Origin of the sequence: Kosakonia sp. N21 (assembly GCF_050587465.1) — a bacterium.
Taxonomy (GTDB): domain Bacteria; phylum Pseudomonadota; class Gammaproteobacteria; order Enterobacterales; family Enterobacteriaceae.
The window spans coordinates 144,235-160,079 of record NZ_JBOBHR010000006.1; the positions used below are offsets into that span (position 1 = coordinate 144,235).

14 protein-coding genes and 1 pseudogene are annotated in these 15,845 nt (G+C 53.2%); 4 read left to right on the top strand and 11 right to left on the bottom strand.

What is annotated here, in order from left to right:
- The first annotated feature begins 9 nt into the window (after positions 1–9).
- The gene (oqxB, locus tag ACQ3G7_RS15900; protein WP_263099510.1) at positions 10–3,162 is read left to right on the top strand and encodes a multidrug efflux RND transporter permease subunit OqxB; all 3,153 of its coding nucleotides are present in this window, start codon (positions 10–12) and stop codon (positions 3,160–3,162) included.
- A 66-nt stretch (positions 3,163–3,228) separates the two neighbouring features.
- On the opposite strand, the gene oqxR is transcribed toward oqxB, so the two are convergent.
- Complete coding sequence (oqxR, locus tag ACQ3G7_RS15905) at positions 3,229–3,708, bottom strand: efflux pump transcriptional repressor OqxR (RefSeq protein WP_263099511.1); 480 nt, start codon at positions 3,706–3,708, stop codon at positions 3,229–3,231.
- Between the two features lie 436 nt (positions 3,709–4,144).
- Here oqxR and ACQ3G7_RS15910 point away from each other — a divergent pair, with 436 nt between their 5' ends.
- Positions 4,145–4,723 carry a YceI family protein gene (locus tag ACQ3G7_RS15910; RefSeq protein ID WP_430890535.1) on the top strand — a complete coding sequence of 193 codons (579 nt, stop codon included), beginning with the start codon at positions 4,145–4,147 and terminating at the stop codon, positions 4,721–4,723.
- Positions 4,724–4,758: 35 nt separating this feature from the next.
- Here the strand turns inward: ACQ3G7_RS15910 and ACQ3G7_RS15915 are convergent, their stop codons facing one another.
- From ACQ3G7_RS15915 to ACQ3G7_RS15925, 3 genes are read right to left on the bottom strand one after another with little or no spacing between them, the layout of a single operon-like run.
- Positions 4,759–5,556, bottom strand: coding sequence for an anti-sigma factor family protein (locus ACQ3G7_RS15915; protein WP_430890536.1), 798 nt, complete (start codon positions 5,554–5,556; stop codon positions 4,759–4,761).
- Complete coding sequence (locus ACQ3G7_RS15920; protein ID WP_430890678.1) at positions 5,553–6,104, bottom strand: sigma-70 family RNA polymerase sigma factor; 552 nt, start codon at positions 6,102–6,104, stop codon at positions 5,553–5,555. Before ACQ3G7_RS15920 ends, ACQ3G7_RS15915 begins: the two co-directional genes overlap by 4 nt.
- Positions 6,091–6,615: a tetratricopeptide repeat protein gene (locus ACQ3G7_RS15925; protein WP_430890679.1), complete on the bottom strand. Its 525-nt coding sequence runs from the start codon at positions 6,613–6,615 to the stop codon at positions 6,091–6,093. Before ACQ3G7_RS15925 ends, ACQ3G7_RS15920 begins: the two co-directional genes overlap by 14 nt.
- 256 nt (positions 6,616–6,871) lie before the next feature.
- On the opposite strand from ACQ3G7_RS15925, the pseudogene ACQ3G7_RS15930 reads away from it, so the two are divergent.
- Positions 6,872–6,994 (top strand): annotated as a pseudogene (locus ACQ3G7_RS15930) (pyrroline-5-carboxylate reductase); the annotation flags it as partial.
- 77 nt (positions 6,995–7,071) lie between these two features.
- Here the strand turns inward: ACQ3G7_RS15930 and ACQ3G7_RS15935 are convergent.
- Positions 7,072–8,250: a dienelactone hydrolase family protein gene (locus ACQ3G7_RS15935; RefSeq protein ID WP_430890537.1), complete on the bottom strand. Its 1,179-nt coding sequence runs from the start codon at positions 8,248–8,250 to the stop codon at positions 7,072–7,074.
- 653 nt (positions 8,251–8,903) lie between these two features.
- Here ACQ3G7_RS15935 and ACQ3G7_RS15940 point away from each other — a divergent pair.
- Positions 8,904–10,460 carry a carbohydrate porin gene (locus tag ACQ3G7_RS15940; protein WP_430890538.1) on the top strand — a complete coding sequence of 519 codons (1,557 nt, stop codon included), beginning with the start codon at positions 8,904–8,906 and terminating at the stop codon, positions 10,458–10,460.
- 45 nt (positions 10,461–10,505) lie between these two features.
- Here the strand turns inward: ACQ3G7_RS15940 and chbG are convergent, their stop codons facing one another.
- The 6 genes from chbG to ACQ3G7_RS15970 all read right to left on the bottom strand — a co-directional run bounded on the left by chbG (position 10,506) and on the right by ACQ3G7_RS15970 (position 15,736).
- Entirely contained in the window at positions 10,506–11,270 is a 765-nt protein-coding gene (gene chbG / locus ACQ3G7_RS15945) for a chitin disaccharide deacetylase (protein ID WP_430890539.1), read from the bottom strand.
- A gap of 9 nt (positions 11,271–11,279) precedes the next feature.
- The gene (locus ACQ3G7_RS15950; protein ID WP_430890540.1) at positions 11,280–12,635 is read right to left on the bottom strand and encodes a 6-phospho-beta-glucosidase; all 1,356 of its coding nucleotides are present in this window, start codon (positions 12,633–12,635) and stop codon (positions 11,280–11,282) included.
- Between the two features lie 96 nt (positions 12,636–12,731).
- Positions 12,732–13,574 carry a transcriptional regulator ChbR gene (gene chbR / locus ACQ3G7_RS15955; protein WP_430890541.1) on the bottom strand — a complete coding sequence of 281 codons (843 nt, stop codon included), beginning with the start codon at positions 13,572–13,574 and terminating at the stop codon, positions 12,732–12,734.
- Between the two features lie 7 nt (positions 13,575–13,581).
- On the bottom strand, positions 13,582–13,932 hold the full coding sequence (chbA, locus tag ACQ3G7_RS15960; protein WP_430890542.1) for a PTS N,N'-diacetylchitobiose transporter subunit IIA: 351 nt from the start codon (positions 13,930–13,932) through the stop codon (positions 13,582–13,584).
- Positions 13,933–13,982: 50 nt separating this feature from the next.
- Positions 13,983–15,341: a PTS N,N'-diacetylchitobiose transporter subunit IIC gene (gene chbC / locus ACQ3G7_RS15965; RefSeq protein WP_430890543.1), complete on the bottom strand. Its 1,359-nt coding sequence runs from the start codon at positions 15,339–15,341 to the stop codon at positions 13,983–13,985.
- Between the two features lie 74 nt (positions 15,342–15,415).
- Positions 15,416–15,736, bottom strand: a complete 321-nt coding sequence (locus tag ACQ3G7_RS15970) for a PTS sugar transporter subunit IIB (protein ID WP_430890544.1) — start codon at positions 15,734–15,736, stop codon at positions 15,416–15,418.
- Positions 15,737–15,845: the final 109 nt, after the last annotated feature.

Below are 15,845 nucleotides of genomic sequence, written 5' to 3' on the forward strand. Positions count from 1 at the left end.
ATCCGACACATGGACTTTTCCCGCTTTTTTATCGACAGGCCGATTTTCGCCGCGGTGCTGTCGATTCTGATTTTTATCACAGGATTAATCGCTATCCCGCTGCTGCCGGTCAGCGAATATCCTGACGTCGTGCCGCCAAGCGTGCAGGTGCGTGCGGAGTATCCAGGCGCCAACCCGAAAGTGATTGCAGAGACCGTGGCGACGCCGCTGGAAGAAGCGATCAACGGCGTTGAAAACATGATGTACATGAAATCCGTTGCAGGTTCCGACGGCGTACTGGTGACCACCGTCACTTTCCGTCCGGGTACGGATCCCGATCAGGCGCAGGTTCAGGTGCAAAACCGGGTATCACAAGCCGAGGCACGTCTGCCGGAAGATGTGCGGCGTTTGGGTATCACCACCCAGAAACAATCGCCGACGCTGACGCTGGTGGTGCATCTGTTTTCGCCCGGCGGTAAATACGATTCGCTGTATATGCGTAACTACGCCACGCTAAAAGTGAAGGATGAACTGGCGCGTCTGCCCGGCGTCGGCCAAATTCAGATTTTTGGCGCGGGCGAATACGCGATGCGTATCTGGCTGGATCCCGATAAGGTGGCGGCGCGTGGGCTGACGGCTTCGGATGTGGTGACGGCGATGCAGGAGCAGAACGTACAGGTTTCTGCCGGGCAGCTTGGCGCTGAGCCGCTGCCGAAAGAGAGCGATTTCCTGATCTCCATAAACGCCCAGGGGCGTCTGCACACGGAAGAAGAGTTTGGCAATATTATTCTGAAAACGGCGCAAGACGGCTCGCTGGTACGCCTGCGCGATGTGGCGCGTATCGAAATGGGTTCCGGCAGCTATGCGCTGCGTTCCCAGCTTAACAACAAAGACGCAGTCGGGATTGGTATCTTCCAGTCCCCGGGGGCGAACGCCATCGATTTGTCTAACGCGGTGCGTGCCAAAATGGACGAGCTGTCCACGCGTTTCCCGGAAGATATGAAATGGGCGGCACCTTACGATCCTACGGTTTTTGTTCGCGATTCCATTCGCGCGGTCGTGCAAACGCTGCTGGAAGCGGTGGTGCTGGTTGTGCTGGTAGTGATTCTGTTTTTGCAAACCTGGCGCGCGTCGATTATTCCGCTGATCGCGGTGCCGGTATCGGTCGTGGGCACGTTCAGTATTCTCTACCTGCTTGGCTTTTCGCTTAACACCCTGAGTTTGTTCGGGCTGGTGTTGGCGATCGGTATCGTGGTGGATGATGCCATCGTGGTGGTGGAAAACGTTGAGCGAAATATCGAAGAGGGGCTTGCTCCGCTTCAGGCGGCGCACCAGGCGATGCGTGAAGTGTCCGGGCCGATCATCGCGATTGCGCTGGTGCTGTGTGCGGTGTTCGTACCGATGGCGTTTCTCTCCGGGGTCACCGGTCAGTTTTACAAACAGTTTGCGGTGACGATCGCGATTTCAACGGTGATCTCCGCCATCAACTCGCTGACGCTCTCTCCGGCGCTGGCGGCCATGCTGTTAAAGCCGCACGGCGCGCCGAAAGACTTCCCGACCAGGCTGATTGATCGTCTGTTCGGTTGGCTTTTCCGTCCGTTTAACCACTTTTTCCACCGTAGCTCAAACCGCTATCAGGGGCTGGTTGGCAAAACGCTTGGACGACGTGGTGCGGTGTTTGTTGTTTATGTGCTGCTGCTTTGTGCCGCTGGCGTCATGTTTAAAGCGGTACCCGGCGGGTTTATTCCCACGCAGGACAAGTTGTATTTAATTGGCGGCGTGAAAATGCCGGAAGGCTCTTCGCTGGCACGCACCGATGCGGTGATCCGCAAAATGAGCGAAATCGGCATGAATACCGAAGGGGTGGATTATGCGGTCGCTTTTCCTGGGCTTAATGCGTTGCAGTTCACCAACACGCCGAATACCGGGACGGTCTTTTTTGGCCTGAAACCGTTCGACCAGCGCAAACATTCTGCGGCGGAAATTAACGCTGAGATCAACGCGAAAATCGCACAAATCCAGCAGGGCTTCGGCTTCTCCATTTTGCCGCCGCCGATTTTAGGGCTGGGTCAGGGGTCTGGTTATTCGCTGTACATACAGGATCGCGCCGGCCTTGGTTATGGTGCGCTGCAAAACGCGGTGAACACGATGTCCGGTGCGATTATGCAGACGCCGGGGATGCATTTCCCCATCTCAACCTACCAGGCTAACGTTCCGCAGCTGGATGTGCAGGTCGATCGAGATAAGGCGAAAGCGCAGGGGGTGTCGCTGACCGATCTTTTCGGTACGCTGCAAACCTATCTGGGATCGTCTTATGTGAACGATTTCAACCAGTTCGGGCGTACCTGGCGTGTGATGGCGCAGGCCGACGGGCCGTTCCGCGACAGCGTGGAAGATATTGCTAATTTGCGCACCCGTAATAATCAGGGCGAAATGGTGCCAATCGGCAGTATGGTGAAGATCAGTACCACCTACGGGCCGGATCCGGTGATTCGCTACAATGGTTATCCGGCAGCGGATCTCATTGGCGATGCGGATCCTCGCATACTCTCTTCCTCACAGGCGATGACGCAACTGGACAAGATGTCGAAGCAGATACTGCCGAACGGGATGAATATTGAGTGGACGGATCTGAGCTTCCAGCAGGCCACTCAGGGCAATACGGCACTGATTGTCTTCCCGGTTGCGGTTCTGCTGGCTTTCCTGGTGCTGGCGGCGCTGTATGAAAGCTGGACCCTGCCGCTGGCGGTGATCCTTATCGTCCCGATGACGATGCTGTCCGCGCTGTTTGGCGTCTGGCTGACCGGTGGCGATAACAACGTGTTCGTGCAGGTCGGTCTGGTCGTCCTCATGGGGCTGGCCTGTAAAAACGCGATTCTTATCGTTGAGTTTGCCCGCGAGCTGGAAATCCAGGGGAAAGGTATCATGGAAGCGGCGCTGGAGGCGTGTCACCTGCGTTTACGCCCGATTGTGATGACTTCCATCGCGTTTATTGCCGGGACCATTCCGCTGATCCTCGGCCACGGCGCGGGTGCAGAAGTGCGCGGCGTCACCGGGATCACGGTGTTCTCCGGGATGCTGGGCGTGACGCTGTTTGGTCTGTTCCTGACGCCGGTGTTTTACGTTACGCTGCGTAAACTGGTTACGCGCGGCAAGCCGGTTAGCGACGTTCTGCCCGCTTAAGTTGGTGCAGATAACAAAAAACCGCCTTCACTGTGAAGGCGGTTTTTTTTCGCAATCAGAAAAGAATCAAAGCGCTTTTTTATGCTGAGCAACCATGTCAGGTACCAGATCTAACCCGCTGGTATTGGCTTTTTTGACTTCAGCCAGCGCGCTTGCCACGGTATGGCGAGCTAACACCTCTAACGAAGCCTGCTCTGCTTCATCGGAGATAGATTTGAAGTACCAGCACGCGTTGGCGCTGACCACGCAGCGAGCCGGTATGTCGGGACGCGACGCCCACAGCTTTTTATCTTCTGTGACGGAAACGTAGATATCGCGCAGGGTGATCTTTTCCGCCGGGCGACCCAGATGAATAGAGCCGTTGCGGCCAAGCGTTGAGACGATAATGCCGTCACGCGTGAGCGGAACCATTAATTTGCGGATAAAGCTCGGATTCGCTTCTAAACCGTAGGCCAGAATCGCACTCGTCGAACGTTCACCCAATTGCTCCGCCATCGCTACGCTGAGAACCATCTGCAAAGCTGTCGGGAAGCGGTAATCTAACATTTCATTGTCCTGGGTTGCGGTGAATCTTGTTCTTTTTGGCACCGCAGAGGTGAATAAGCAATGAGCAATAATATAACAAATCCGGCAATTTTTTTGAAGAAGTCTACAGGTGACCTGACTCGTAAAAATTAGTTTCCGGTGTGTACAAAGGGCAACGTTGGTCTCAAATTCGAGGTGGGCGGACGCCTGCCCGGTAGACGCTCCTGGCCACTCATCAGATGTTCGTAAGGCTTCAGGCGCGCTATTCGGAAAGCATTTTGGGAGTGCCTCAAAATGGGAACCTCCGCAGGGCTGGGATCAAAACCGTGTTGTCGTTCAGTCTGGGCTGCTACTGATCTTCTCCCCTTTACCGTCTGTCTGCGTGAAACGATATGCGGGATCGAATAAAAAGCAAGATTGATGCGTTTACACGGTAACCACATCAAGGATTACCACTATGACTCGTATCGTGCCCGTCATCGCTCTCGGATTTTTAATCACGCCACTTTGGGTCTATGCCAGCCCTGCCAGCTACAGCATCAACACGCAGAAAACAACAATTGCCCTCTCCTGGCATGCCTTTGGGGATACCTCTGAAGCCAGCCTGGGAAAGGTGACGGGAGATATTACGCTGGATACCGGCAATGAAAGTGGCGACCGGATAGATGTCACCATTCCGGTTGCTACCCTTAAGGCGTCCAATGCGCTGTTAACGTATCAGATGAAAGGCCGCCTTTTTTTTGATGCTGAACACTATCCAAACATCGCATTCACCAGTAGTCGCGTGGTGGCGCTGGGAAATGGACATTTTCGGGTATTCGGAACCCTGGCCGTGAAAAACGTCACCCGCCCGGTGATCCTTAATGCTTCACTGGAAGGAAAGCATGGCGAACTCTCGGGCGCGGAGAACATTTTTCTGCATGCCTCCACAGCGATTTCGCGCTCAGCATTCAATATGGATAGCTTCGCTGCCCTGGTGGATGACACCGTGACGATCAATATTGAGATTCAGGCCCGCCCACATCTGGCGGTATAAATAACCCCGGTAGCCAGTCAATCGGGTCTCTTTTGCTATGCCAGTGCAGCCTGCAACGTCAGTGCGTTTTGTTGCAACTGGGCAGCAGGGTTACGGCCTATCAACACAAACTGATAGCCTCTGGAATGCCACCAGACGAGGTTCATCGCATGGCGCTGTTCATGACGAAGTTCTGTGCTGGCAGGATGGCTGTCCGGTGAAATACAGAGCGCCATCGGGCCGTAATCGGCATGCATCCAGGCGATTTGCGCAATCGAGGTGCTGTCATAGCGCAGCATACGCACCATTTTCAGCTCTGCGCCATGCAGAACAAGTTGCTGCGCATTCGCCCGCAAGCCTATGTCTTGTGCCGTACGCGCCAGTCCACGCTGCAACACTGAAGGAGAACTGTCTGCATCAAGCAACGTTTCCGCACTGTACAGAGACATATACTGTGCCTCAAGGTCACGAATTTTTTCGCGTTCTCCCTGAGCCCTGATGGCGGGGCGTGCGAAATAGCCCAGCCCTGAACCGATAACCAGAAAACTGAGTGAGGCCGCGATCAACGCGCGTCGACTGACACCCGCTGCCCGGGGAAGGGGGGCGGGTTGTTGGGCCAGCACGTTGGTCAGTTGTTCCTCCATGCGAGCCTGCGGCGCATCCTTCAGGAGAGGCACAAAGGCGCGGGCAACGTCTGCCTGGTTGAGCCTTAACACGTTGGTTCGCTCGGCCAGTTGTTCATCCTGGCTAAGCGCTATCTCAAAGCGCTCTGCATCACTGGCCTGCATTTCGCCATCCAGCCAGGCGACTATCGCCTCGTCGCTGTACGGCGCTGTAAATCTCATTGATTTCAATATCGTTTCTCCTGCACAGGGGGCGGCGTATGAATCACCTGGGCGATTTTCGCCCTCGCCGTAGCCAGCCGGCTCATGATCGTGCCAATCGGTACAGACAATGTGTCTGCCGCCTCCTGATAGGTAAAACCTTCAACATAGACTAAGAACACGGCATTGCGTTGGGCTTCCGGCAGGGCGCTTACGTAGTGCATGATTTTCGCATAGTGCAGGCGAGCTTCATCCTGTTCATGGGTATCCGGCGCCAGTAATTCATCGCTTTCAACGAACCCTTGTCCCTGGCGCACCCGGCGGGCACGCACATCTGAAATCCAGATGGAATGCAGGATAGTGAATAACCAACTGTCAATGCGTGTGCCAGGGGTGAACTGCGCGCTTTTTTCAAGCGCGCGAACACAGGTAGACTGAACCAGTTCTTCCGCCACCTCACGGTTACGCGACAGAACCAGCCCATAGCGCCACAGGCGTGTCAGATGTTCAGCAAGATGCTGACGGACGTCACTGGTCGTAATCTTTTTATCCTCATACCATGACTCAGGATTCAGGATGGCCGTCGATAGCCGCCTGCAGATCCCTGTACTCCTCACAACGATAGCCGCAAAGGGTGGCGATGGTTTTCAATTGCGCTTTTGCCAGGTCAGGACGCCCTTTGACCAGCCAGGCTTCGCCCAGGTATTCGCGTGCTTTGGCATAGGTTGGATCGAGTGCTAATGAACGCTGATAATATCCGATACCTTCATCAGTTCGGCCCAGCTTACGCGTGGCATATCCCCGGTAATTCCAGGCTTCAGCAGTATTGCCGTTTTTCAGCGTGTTGAGCAGATCCAGTGCCGCCTGATACTCCCCTTTTTTTGCCAGATGATAAGCATAACGGGTTTTATCTTCATCGCTGAGCCGGCTTGTTTTCGCCGCTACGCACTGTTTTGCCGTGCTGTCATAAACCTGCCCGCGGGGGCAATCCGGTGTCTTGCTGTTGGTATTATCGTCACCCGCTGCGAAAACGGGCATGGCAGGCAGCAGAACAAACACCACCGGAAACAGAAAACGTCGCAGGGTCATGGAATGGAAAAATGAAATTATGCGCATTGTGAACTCCGGGTTAAGGCAACGCGTGGCCGTGCCGCTGAGGCCGGGGCGCGATGCAGGGTAAGGAGGGCAGTGTTAACGCGTCGCCATGTTAACGGTGATGGTTTTTCAGTCATAAACGCGATCCCCTCTGTGTATTCATGATGGGTAAACGCGGCAATAGCGATTTCTATTCGATAAAACGTGTTGGAGAGATCCCGACTGCTGTTGTTTTCCGCCATTGCTCAATCTGGATATCAATAATTCTCCTGCGGGCGTAGGCATTCACGGTTTATATGAGCTCAATAACAGCGATTTTGCCGCCGGTTTGCAGCCCAGCGTGCTGGCGACCGTAAAACGGACTCGTGAGCTGAGGGGGGGAAATAGAGCGCCGTCGTTATGCCCGGCGCGCGCGAGGTTGAGCTGTTCCATTGATTGCTGCATCGGTATTTATGGAATGGCTTTTGTCACAATGTTATTGCCTGCGGCGTACAGCGTACATTTCGCTGCGCCGGGGCGTTGTTCCTTGTTGCAGTTATGCAGGGCGATTTCCGCTGCTTCGTGACTACTTCGGGCCCAAAAGGCGCTGCCCCAGTCGCCGTTCTGATCGGTCGCAAATGCTTTTTCATAGCGTTGCGCCGCAACATATTCGGTGAACGCCTGTTTACCGGCAGCGTTAAGTGCGGCAGGGTAAGTAACATGTATTTCAGGAAGTGCGACGGTTTCCCTGAACGGTAAATGCTGCTGTTCTAAAAAGCGGGCCACCGTTCCCCACCAAAAATCCTCCGGAGCCGTATCCATAAACGTATGCCCGTTTTGCCCGTAATCCGGCATAGCGATGTATTCAGCTTTATTCCCCTGCTGCCGGTAGGCGTCAAACATCTCTTTGCTTATTTCCGGTGGGAATGATTTGTCATTTTTTGCATAGAGCCACAGCGAAGGTATCTGAGCTGTTTTTCCATAAAGCGCGAGGGCTTGCATTAACTCTGGTTTATCGCAGAGTGATTTGCCGTCAATTGCCCCTCTGCCGCCATCAAAATTAATCACGGCCTGCACACCCGGTGGATTTGCGGCGTCTGTTGCAAGCACCGCAAAACCGCCTGCCGACATGCCAACAAGCAGGGTTTTATTATTTAATGCCCAGGGCTGATGTCGAATGGCTTTCAGTGCCGCCAGCAAATCGCGTTTATCTTTTTCTCCCGCTATAAGATGATGCGGTTGTTCGCAGGATCCGCCCGCATATTCCGCTGCGCCGCTTGATTCACCGTACCCTTCTCGCAAAACAACTACGGCTGCATAACCGTGACGGGCAAACGCGATGGCGGTGGACGCGTAACGATTTGGGTTGATTTCCCCGCGATCGAACTCGGTGGTGCCGACCGTGCCGTTAGTGATTAACACTACGGGCAAGGGGGTCTGGCTGACCGGACGTGTCACAAAGGCATCCAGAACTGCAGGCTGACCATTGTCCAGGGTGACAGGCAGCAGAAGTGGTTCTCTTATTAGCCCATCAAGTTGCTGAAACGCGGCGGAAGGTTTAATGGCATCAGCATTGCCTGAAGGCGAACATATCAGAATTAGCAATGTGCAGATTACTTTCATCAGACTCAGCGTAAAACGGTTGTGCATTATGTTAACCCTGAATGGTTATATTTTTATCGAAGAACGCTTAAACGTCAGCACGATAATCGGTACGCACTGCACATTACCGACTATTAATGACAAAAGTGATGATATCCACCAGTGGTGAATAAAATTTTAAAGTAAGGAGTTATTTCCAGACGTAAGAATGTTAATAGATAACCAGATGCCAAATCCTTAGCATGCTTATGATGTGTGCCAGGGTATAGAGATTAATAGTATTTAAGGTGGGATATTTTTATGACAACCGGTTCATTCTGCCGTGTTTACGGCTTATGCATTGTCTGTGGCTGGTGACGGAAATAGATCGCGTTTTTAAATAACAAAATGCGATGGTACGAGCGTGTGAATGGGGGATGCTCGTGATGTTCACAAATTTACATGTTCCATTAACGGATTTGATTACTATCCATCGATATGACCTGAATCTAAAAACTTCCTGATGAATTCTATTTTTTTAATGCGTATACATTCATCTTTATAATATTTGAATTCTTATTTCTTAAATAAATGAATTATCTTTAACTGTATTTATTTAATTAACCTGGGTTAGAATTATTTTCGCTCTTGGAATAGAGTGTCTTTAAATAAGCAAACCACTAACTTTGTATTCTAATTATATAACACATGGATTGTATGCTATGAAAAAATCATTGCTCGTGTTGTTGATCTCTGCCGCGTGTGGTAACGCCTGGGGGCAAACGTTATCCGTTGAAGAGCGGCTTGCGCAGTTGGAGAAAAAACTGGAAGAAAATGCGCGTGAACTCAGCCAAACCAAAGCTGAATTGAGTAAATACAAACAAACAGCGACTCCCGTTTTTATTACCGGGGCGACTAATAATCAAGAAGCAAATAAATCTGAAATCAATCGCGAAAATACGAATGGTTCGACAACAGAAAATACGCCGCAGACGCTGAAAGCGTTAAGCGATTTTGTAAAAGAGGATATGGGGTTCTCGTTTACCGGATATTTGCGCTCCGGGTGGGGAACGGGCAACCACGGTTCGCCAAAAGAGTATGCCATTGGTTCGCTGGGTCGCTTCGGTAATGAATTCTCGTCGTGGTTCGATCTGCAATTTAAGCAGCGCGTCTATGCGCAAGATGGCAAATCTGCCCATGCGGTGGTCACGCTGGATGGTAACGTGGGTGAGCAGTACGGCACGGCATGGTTTGATAAAGATTCGGAAAACCTGCTGCAATTTTCCGACATCTATCTCACCACCACCGGGTTTCTCCCCTTTGCGCCAGACGCCTCTCTGTGGGTCGGTAAACACAACCTCGCCAAATACGAAATTCAGATGCTGGACTGGAAAAGCCACCTGACCGACAGCGGCGCCGGGGTGGGGATTGAGAACTGGCAGGTGGGTGCCGGGAAGCTCAGCATGGCGCTGGTTCGCCAGGATCTCAACGCCCACGCCGTTAACTATCCGGTGACCAAAGACGCAATGCAGGTGAATACCAACACCGTGGATATTCGCTATAAAGACATTCCCGTAGCGAGCAACACGACGGCGGAACTTCTTGGCCGCTATTCGCGGGCGAACAAGTCCGACAGTTACCAAAACAGTGAAAATAACGGCAGCCACTATAGCGTGAAAGATGCCTGGCTCGCGGGCGCGATGCTGCGACACCGCTTTGATGCCGGCGGTTTTGAAGAGCTGACCGTCCAGGCGGCGGATAACTCGTTGGCCAGCAATTTTGCGCTGATTTCCAATGCCAGTCCGGGGTATGGCAATGGCGATAACTACTATGGTGAACACACTTATGGCAAGGCGCTGCGCGTGATCTCGCAGGGCGAGTTTTACCCCACCTCGTCTGTTGTGTTGGCGCATGCTTTAGCCTGGTCGGCGGGCAATGATATCTACAGTTATGATACCGGGGCGCATACCGACTTCCGCAGCTATCGGGCGGTTGTGCGCCCGGCCTGGATCTGGGACAGCGGCAACCAGACCGGCATGGAGCTGGCGTGGTTTAAGCAGACCAACCAGCAGCAGGGCAACGAGTACGCTGAGAAAGGCTATAAAGCCACGCTGTTCCACGCGCTGAAAGTCGACACCAGCCTGTTGCAGTCGCGGCCTGAACTGCGTTTCTACACCACCTATATTCGGGCGCAGGATAATGGGATCAGTCAGTTCAGGTTTGCCGATCGGAAAAAAGACCAACTGACCATTGGCGCGCAAGCGGAAGTCTGGTGGTAAGGGAGAGGAAAATTGCGGCGCGCGTTGCGCCGCAAAACGCTGGTGCTACATCGCCAGATCCAGAAAGGTGCCGAGACGGTAACCACGCTCTGCAATGGCATATTTCAGTGATGAAGAGGTGAGGATCTCCAGCTCTGTTACGCGCGGATAGCAGTAGCTGCTCTGGCGAATCGTATTATCGATGAACGCCGGGTGGCACATGATCTCCAGCGAAGATTCACCGCGGTCTGCGGAGGCATCCAGCGCCTGTAAAAAAAGCGCTTGCGAAACCCCATCGCCGTAAAAACCGCTGCTGAAACCCTGCGTGCTGCGCAGTGACGGCGGCACATCATCTGCCGGCAACATCGCCCGGTGGTCGATGCGCAACGGCAGACCCCGTTCTGCGGCAAACTGCGCCACGAGAGGGAAGAGTTGCGGGATCATATGCACGTGATGATGGCTGTCGAGATGCGTCGGTTCGCGGCCAAACAGGCCGACAAAACGCCGGTACTGGCTCGCCAGCTCCTGCGCAATCTCATCGAGCGGTAACGTATCCTGTTCCGCCATGTGCCAGAGCCATTTCCCCAGTTGCCCGTCGCGGGTCAGGCCCGGCATCGGCGTAAGCGGCTTACCCAGCGTCAGCACAAAGTGCATGCCCACCGCCAGCGCGGGCAATTCGCCGGACAGCTGTGCTGCATGTTCAACGGCCTCACCATTAACCAGCGCGGTTGTCGACGTGACGACACCGTGGAGAAAACTGTCGATAATGCCGTAGTTTTGCCCTTTGCTGAGGCCAAAATCATCGGCATTCACAATCAATAAGCGTTCCATAGCCACCTCTTAGCGTCGTTCATCCCTGAGCGTTTTAATGCAGTCGGCAAAGTTCGGCAGCCACTTCTCATGCGCCAGAATCAGTTCGCGCGCCAGCACTTCGGCATCGCTGTCGGAATGAATCAGCGGGCTGAGACTCAGCGCCAGCACCACATCGTTAAATTTGCCGCTCAGCGCCGCCTGACTGGCCGCCACTTCAAACCCTTTGATGGTATAGATAAGTCCCAGCACCTTTTCATCAAAATGGGTAATGCGCGGATGGGGCGTTGCGCCATCGCGACCGAGCAGGCAGGTCATCTCTACCGCCCAGTCCGCCGGGATGTTATCCACCTGTCCGTGATGGGGAATGTTGACGTAGTGTTCGCTCTGTTTGTCGTTATAAATGGCGTTAATCACTTCACAGGCTGCGTCGGAGTAGTATGCGCCGCCGCGCTGCTCCAGCTCTTTCGGCTTGGTATTCAGTTGCGGATCTTTATAGAGGTCAAACAACTGTTTTTCGACCTTTTGCACCACCTGCGCGCGGGCGCCACCTTTGTAATACTCGCCCATCTCGATGGCCAGCATCTCTTTTTGTTTGACGTAGTAGAGCAGGTAGGAGCAAGGCAGCAGGTTCAGTGAGCGGATTAACCCTTCGCTAAACGGCATGTCGAAAATATTCTTCACCGTCGAGGCTCTTAATGCTCCGCTTGCCACGCCATCGAGTAATTCCGCAAAGCGCGAAACGCCATTCACCCGCACCTCTTTAATAAAGACCATATGATTCAGGCCAAACAGATCGATGGCGAGATCGTCGCTCTCCGTTAATTTCAGCACATCGCGGATAAACATCTTCATCCCGGTGGGGATATTGCAAACACCAATAAACTTTTTAAAGCCAGTATGGCGGTAAACCGCTTCGGTCACCATGCCGGCCGGGTTGGTAAAGTTAATCACCCATGCATTCGGGCAGATAGCCTCGACATCTTTAATAATGTCGAAGATCACCGGAATGGTGCGTAGCCCTTTAAACAGGCCGCCAGCGCCGTTGGTTTCCTGGCCCAGATACCCATGACTTAGCGGGATGCGTTCGTCCAGTTCACGCGCTTTCAACTGGCCCACACGCAATTGCGTGGTGACAAAATCCGCCCCTTGCAGCGCTTCGCGGCGGTTCAGCGTTTTGTACACTTTCAGCGGCACACCCGCTTTTTCAACCATGCGCTGGCAAAGATTGAAAATAATATCCAGCTTCTCTTTTCCGTCTTCAACGTCGACCAGCCATAATTCACTCACCGGCAGCTCGTGATAGCGCTTAATAAAACCTTCGAGAAGCTCCGGGGTATAGCTGCTGCCGCCGCCAATGGTGACGATTTTTAATTTCTGGCTCATAACATCTCCCTTCAGTGTGCTTAGCCCGGTTGCAGAAAGAAACGCGTTGCCACCCGTCATGGCTGGGCCGGTTGAAAATGCAGGAAAATAAACGGATTACTGAACTAACTCCGTTAAACTTTTGCGATAACCATTGGGCGTAAAAGACGTCATCTTTTTAAACGTCTTAATAAACAGGCTGGGGCTGCTATAACCGGATTCCCAGGCGATATCAGTAACCGAATAGTTGGTCATCTCCAGCTGTTTTTTCGCAAAATCGATGCGGATCTCATTGATAATCTGCATCGGCGTTTTGCTGTAATAACGCCGTACTGCACGGGTCAGATACTCCTGGGATTTTGCTGACAGGCGCACCATATTCTCCAGCGCATGATCGCCAAACTGCGTTTTATCGTGCATCGCTTCCACGGTGGATTTCAGCCATTGCGGGGTATCATCAATCACCTGCTCTTCACGGTAATGGCGTAAACGGTTGATAATATGGAAGGTAATGGCTTCAACAAATTCATCCAGCCCGCTTTCACGAAAATTGAGCGAGGAGATCACCGTCTCGACATAGGCCTGGAACGCGCTGGTGGTGCGGTAAGCCTGCGAGGCGACAAAGCAAAACGGCAGCAGCGCAAGATAATGCTGTTCGAAGAACCGCTTGCTGATACCCACATTCAGAATCCGCGTCGCGCCGAATTCGTAGAAACTTTGATGGTGCGATCCCAACGGAATAAACACGAAATCGCCGCGCTCCAGCAGCACGCGCTTACCGTTAATGACCTGGTAATAGCGGCCGGTTAACACAAGGGTAAACTCGTAGTAGTCGTGCTGATGCAGCCCGCTGGCGCTCTCCGTTTTGTTGTAGATGAACACATGGAAATTTTTGCCGTTAAACAACTGCTGTTCACGGACGGTGGTGATTTCCTGGGTGTTGACCTGCGGCTGCATCATTTGCTCCTCACTTATTCATCATTTCATGAACATCGATCAACTCGGTAACCAGTTCACGCGCCAGCATGGCGTTCATCAGATGATCCTGCGCATGCACCAGCACCAGGCTTACGTTGATTTTTCCTTCGCCCTGATCGTCTTCAATCAGTTTAGTCTGCACCCGATGCGCCTCACTCAGCGCCATGCGCGACTGTTCCATCATGGTTCGCGCGGCGGCGAAATCGCCCAGTTTGGCCTGTTTCAGCGCCGCATAGGCCAGGCTGCGCGCCTGACCGGCGTTGATGATAAGCCCCATAATCACTTCTTCCAGCGCATCGGTTGCCAGCGGCGTCTCCATGGCATTGTCGATATCGAACATGGTGTCTCCTTGTAAGCGGCCCGGCACGCGTAGGTGCATGCCGGTGATGATCAGAATTTCAACGCGTTAGCGATATCTTCTTCGCTCTCTTCCTCTTCAATGGCGTGTTGCGCCTTGTTGGCGACCACCACGAAGGGGAGGTAGATCAGCGTGGCGATGCCGAGGTTGAACAGCGCCAGCAACAGGGCGGCGATGCTGCCATTGGTGTTAAAGAAAGCGCCCAGCCCGGTTGGCATGGTCCATGGCGCAATGTTGGTAATCGGCGGAATAATGCCCGCGTAGTAAGCCAGCAGGGTGATGGCCGCCAGCACCGGTTGCACCAGAATAAACGGGATAAACATTACCGGGTTCATGATGATCGGCAGACCAAACAGGATCGGTTCGTTAATCTGGAAAAGGCCGGATGGCAGCGCCAGTTTGGCAACCTGGCGGTGATCCGCGCGGCGTGATGCGATAAAGATGGCAATGATCAGCCCAAGGGTTGCGCCGCTGCCGCCAAGGAAAATATAGGAATCCAGCATCGGTTTCGCCCAGACGTGGAAGGTTTTTCCGGCGTCCAGCGCCGCGGCCACGGAGCCATATTGCTGGTATGTGGCAATGTTCTCCAGCGCCCACGGGGTCATGATGCCGCTATCCAGCGCGGTCAGCGCCAGCGAACCGTGAATACCGAAGAACCACAGCAGCGGCACAAACAGCACGTAAACCCAGCCGACAATGCTGCCGAGTGAAGCCAGCGGCGTGGAAATGGTATCCATAATGATTTGATGGAAGTTGGTGCCCGCGTTCGCCAGCGCCCAGGCGATAACCCCCATGATTGAGAGAATAATAAAGCCGGGAATTAACGCCGAGAAGGAGCGGGAAACCGATGCCGGTACGCTATCCGGCAAGGTGATCACCCAGTTGCGGCGCACAATAAACGTGAACATTTCTGCCACTGCGAGGCCAATAATAATCCCGGAGATAATATTGGCGCCGCCTAACCAGTTTGCCCCCACAGCATAGGCTTCACCCACGCTGTAAGGCGTCACGGTCATAAACGCGGCGATGGATAACAGCCCGGCGGCCAGCGCATCCACTTTGCGCTCTTCCGCCAGCGCCATACCAATAAAGAAGGGCGCCATTAATGACATGATGCCCAGCGTGCCGTTGTAGACATTGCCGCCAATGCCTTTCAGGCCGTTGAGCGTTTCAATGGTGGATGCATCCAGGCGCACGCCCAGCGAATAGAAAAACGATCCGTCGCCAAAACTCAGAAAAACGTTGTTGATCAGAACGAACATCGCCCCGGCAAGGGTTAATGGCATCAGCCGGATAAAGCCATTTTTAATGGCGTTAACGTGGGGTTGCTTTCCTATTTTAACTGCAAAAGGAAGAAGTATCTTTTCAAGTGAAGCAATGGCATTACTCATAGAAAAATACCCTTAATGACCGCGCGAATATCGCGCGGTGAACATGAGGAAATAACGATGGAATGGCAAAAAAATCAGTGGGCAGCGGCTTTTTTGATTGCCGCGACGGCCGCTTTTAACACCCCTAAGCCATCGACTTTGCCGTACAGCAGGGGGTCGATCACTTCAACGGGTTTATCGGGTAGCAAGCGCTGGATTTCAGGGAGCAGATAGGCGATTTGCGGGCCTAATAAGACGACGTCCGCTTGCGGGCCTTTTTCGGTGGTCAGCGTCTCAGAAAATGCTTCAATAATGACCGGGACCTCATATTTTTCAGCCTGGGCCCGCATCTTAGAGACCAGCAGCGATGTCGACATGCCCGCAGAACAAAACAGATAAATATGTTTCTTTTCCATAAACTCGACCCTCAATGTGCGTTTCCCTGGCGACCAGATGTCGGTTCTGGCTACTGGTTACAGCGGAAAACTTTTTTCCCGGACTGAAACAAGTATACGGTAGCGCTTC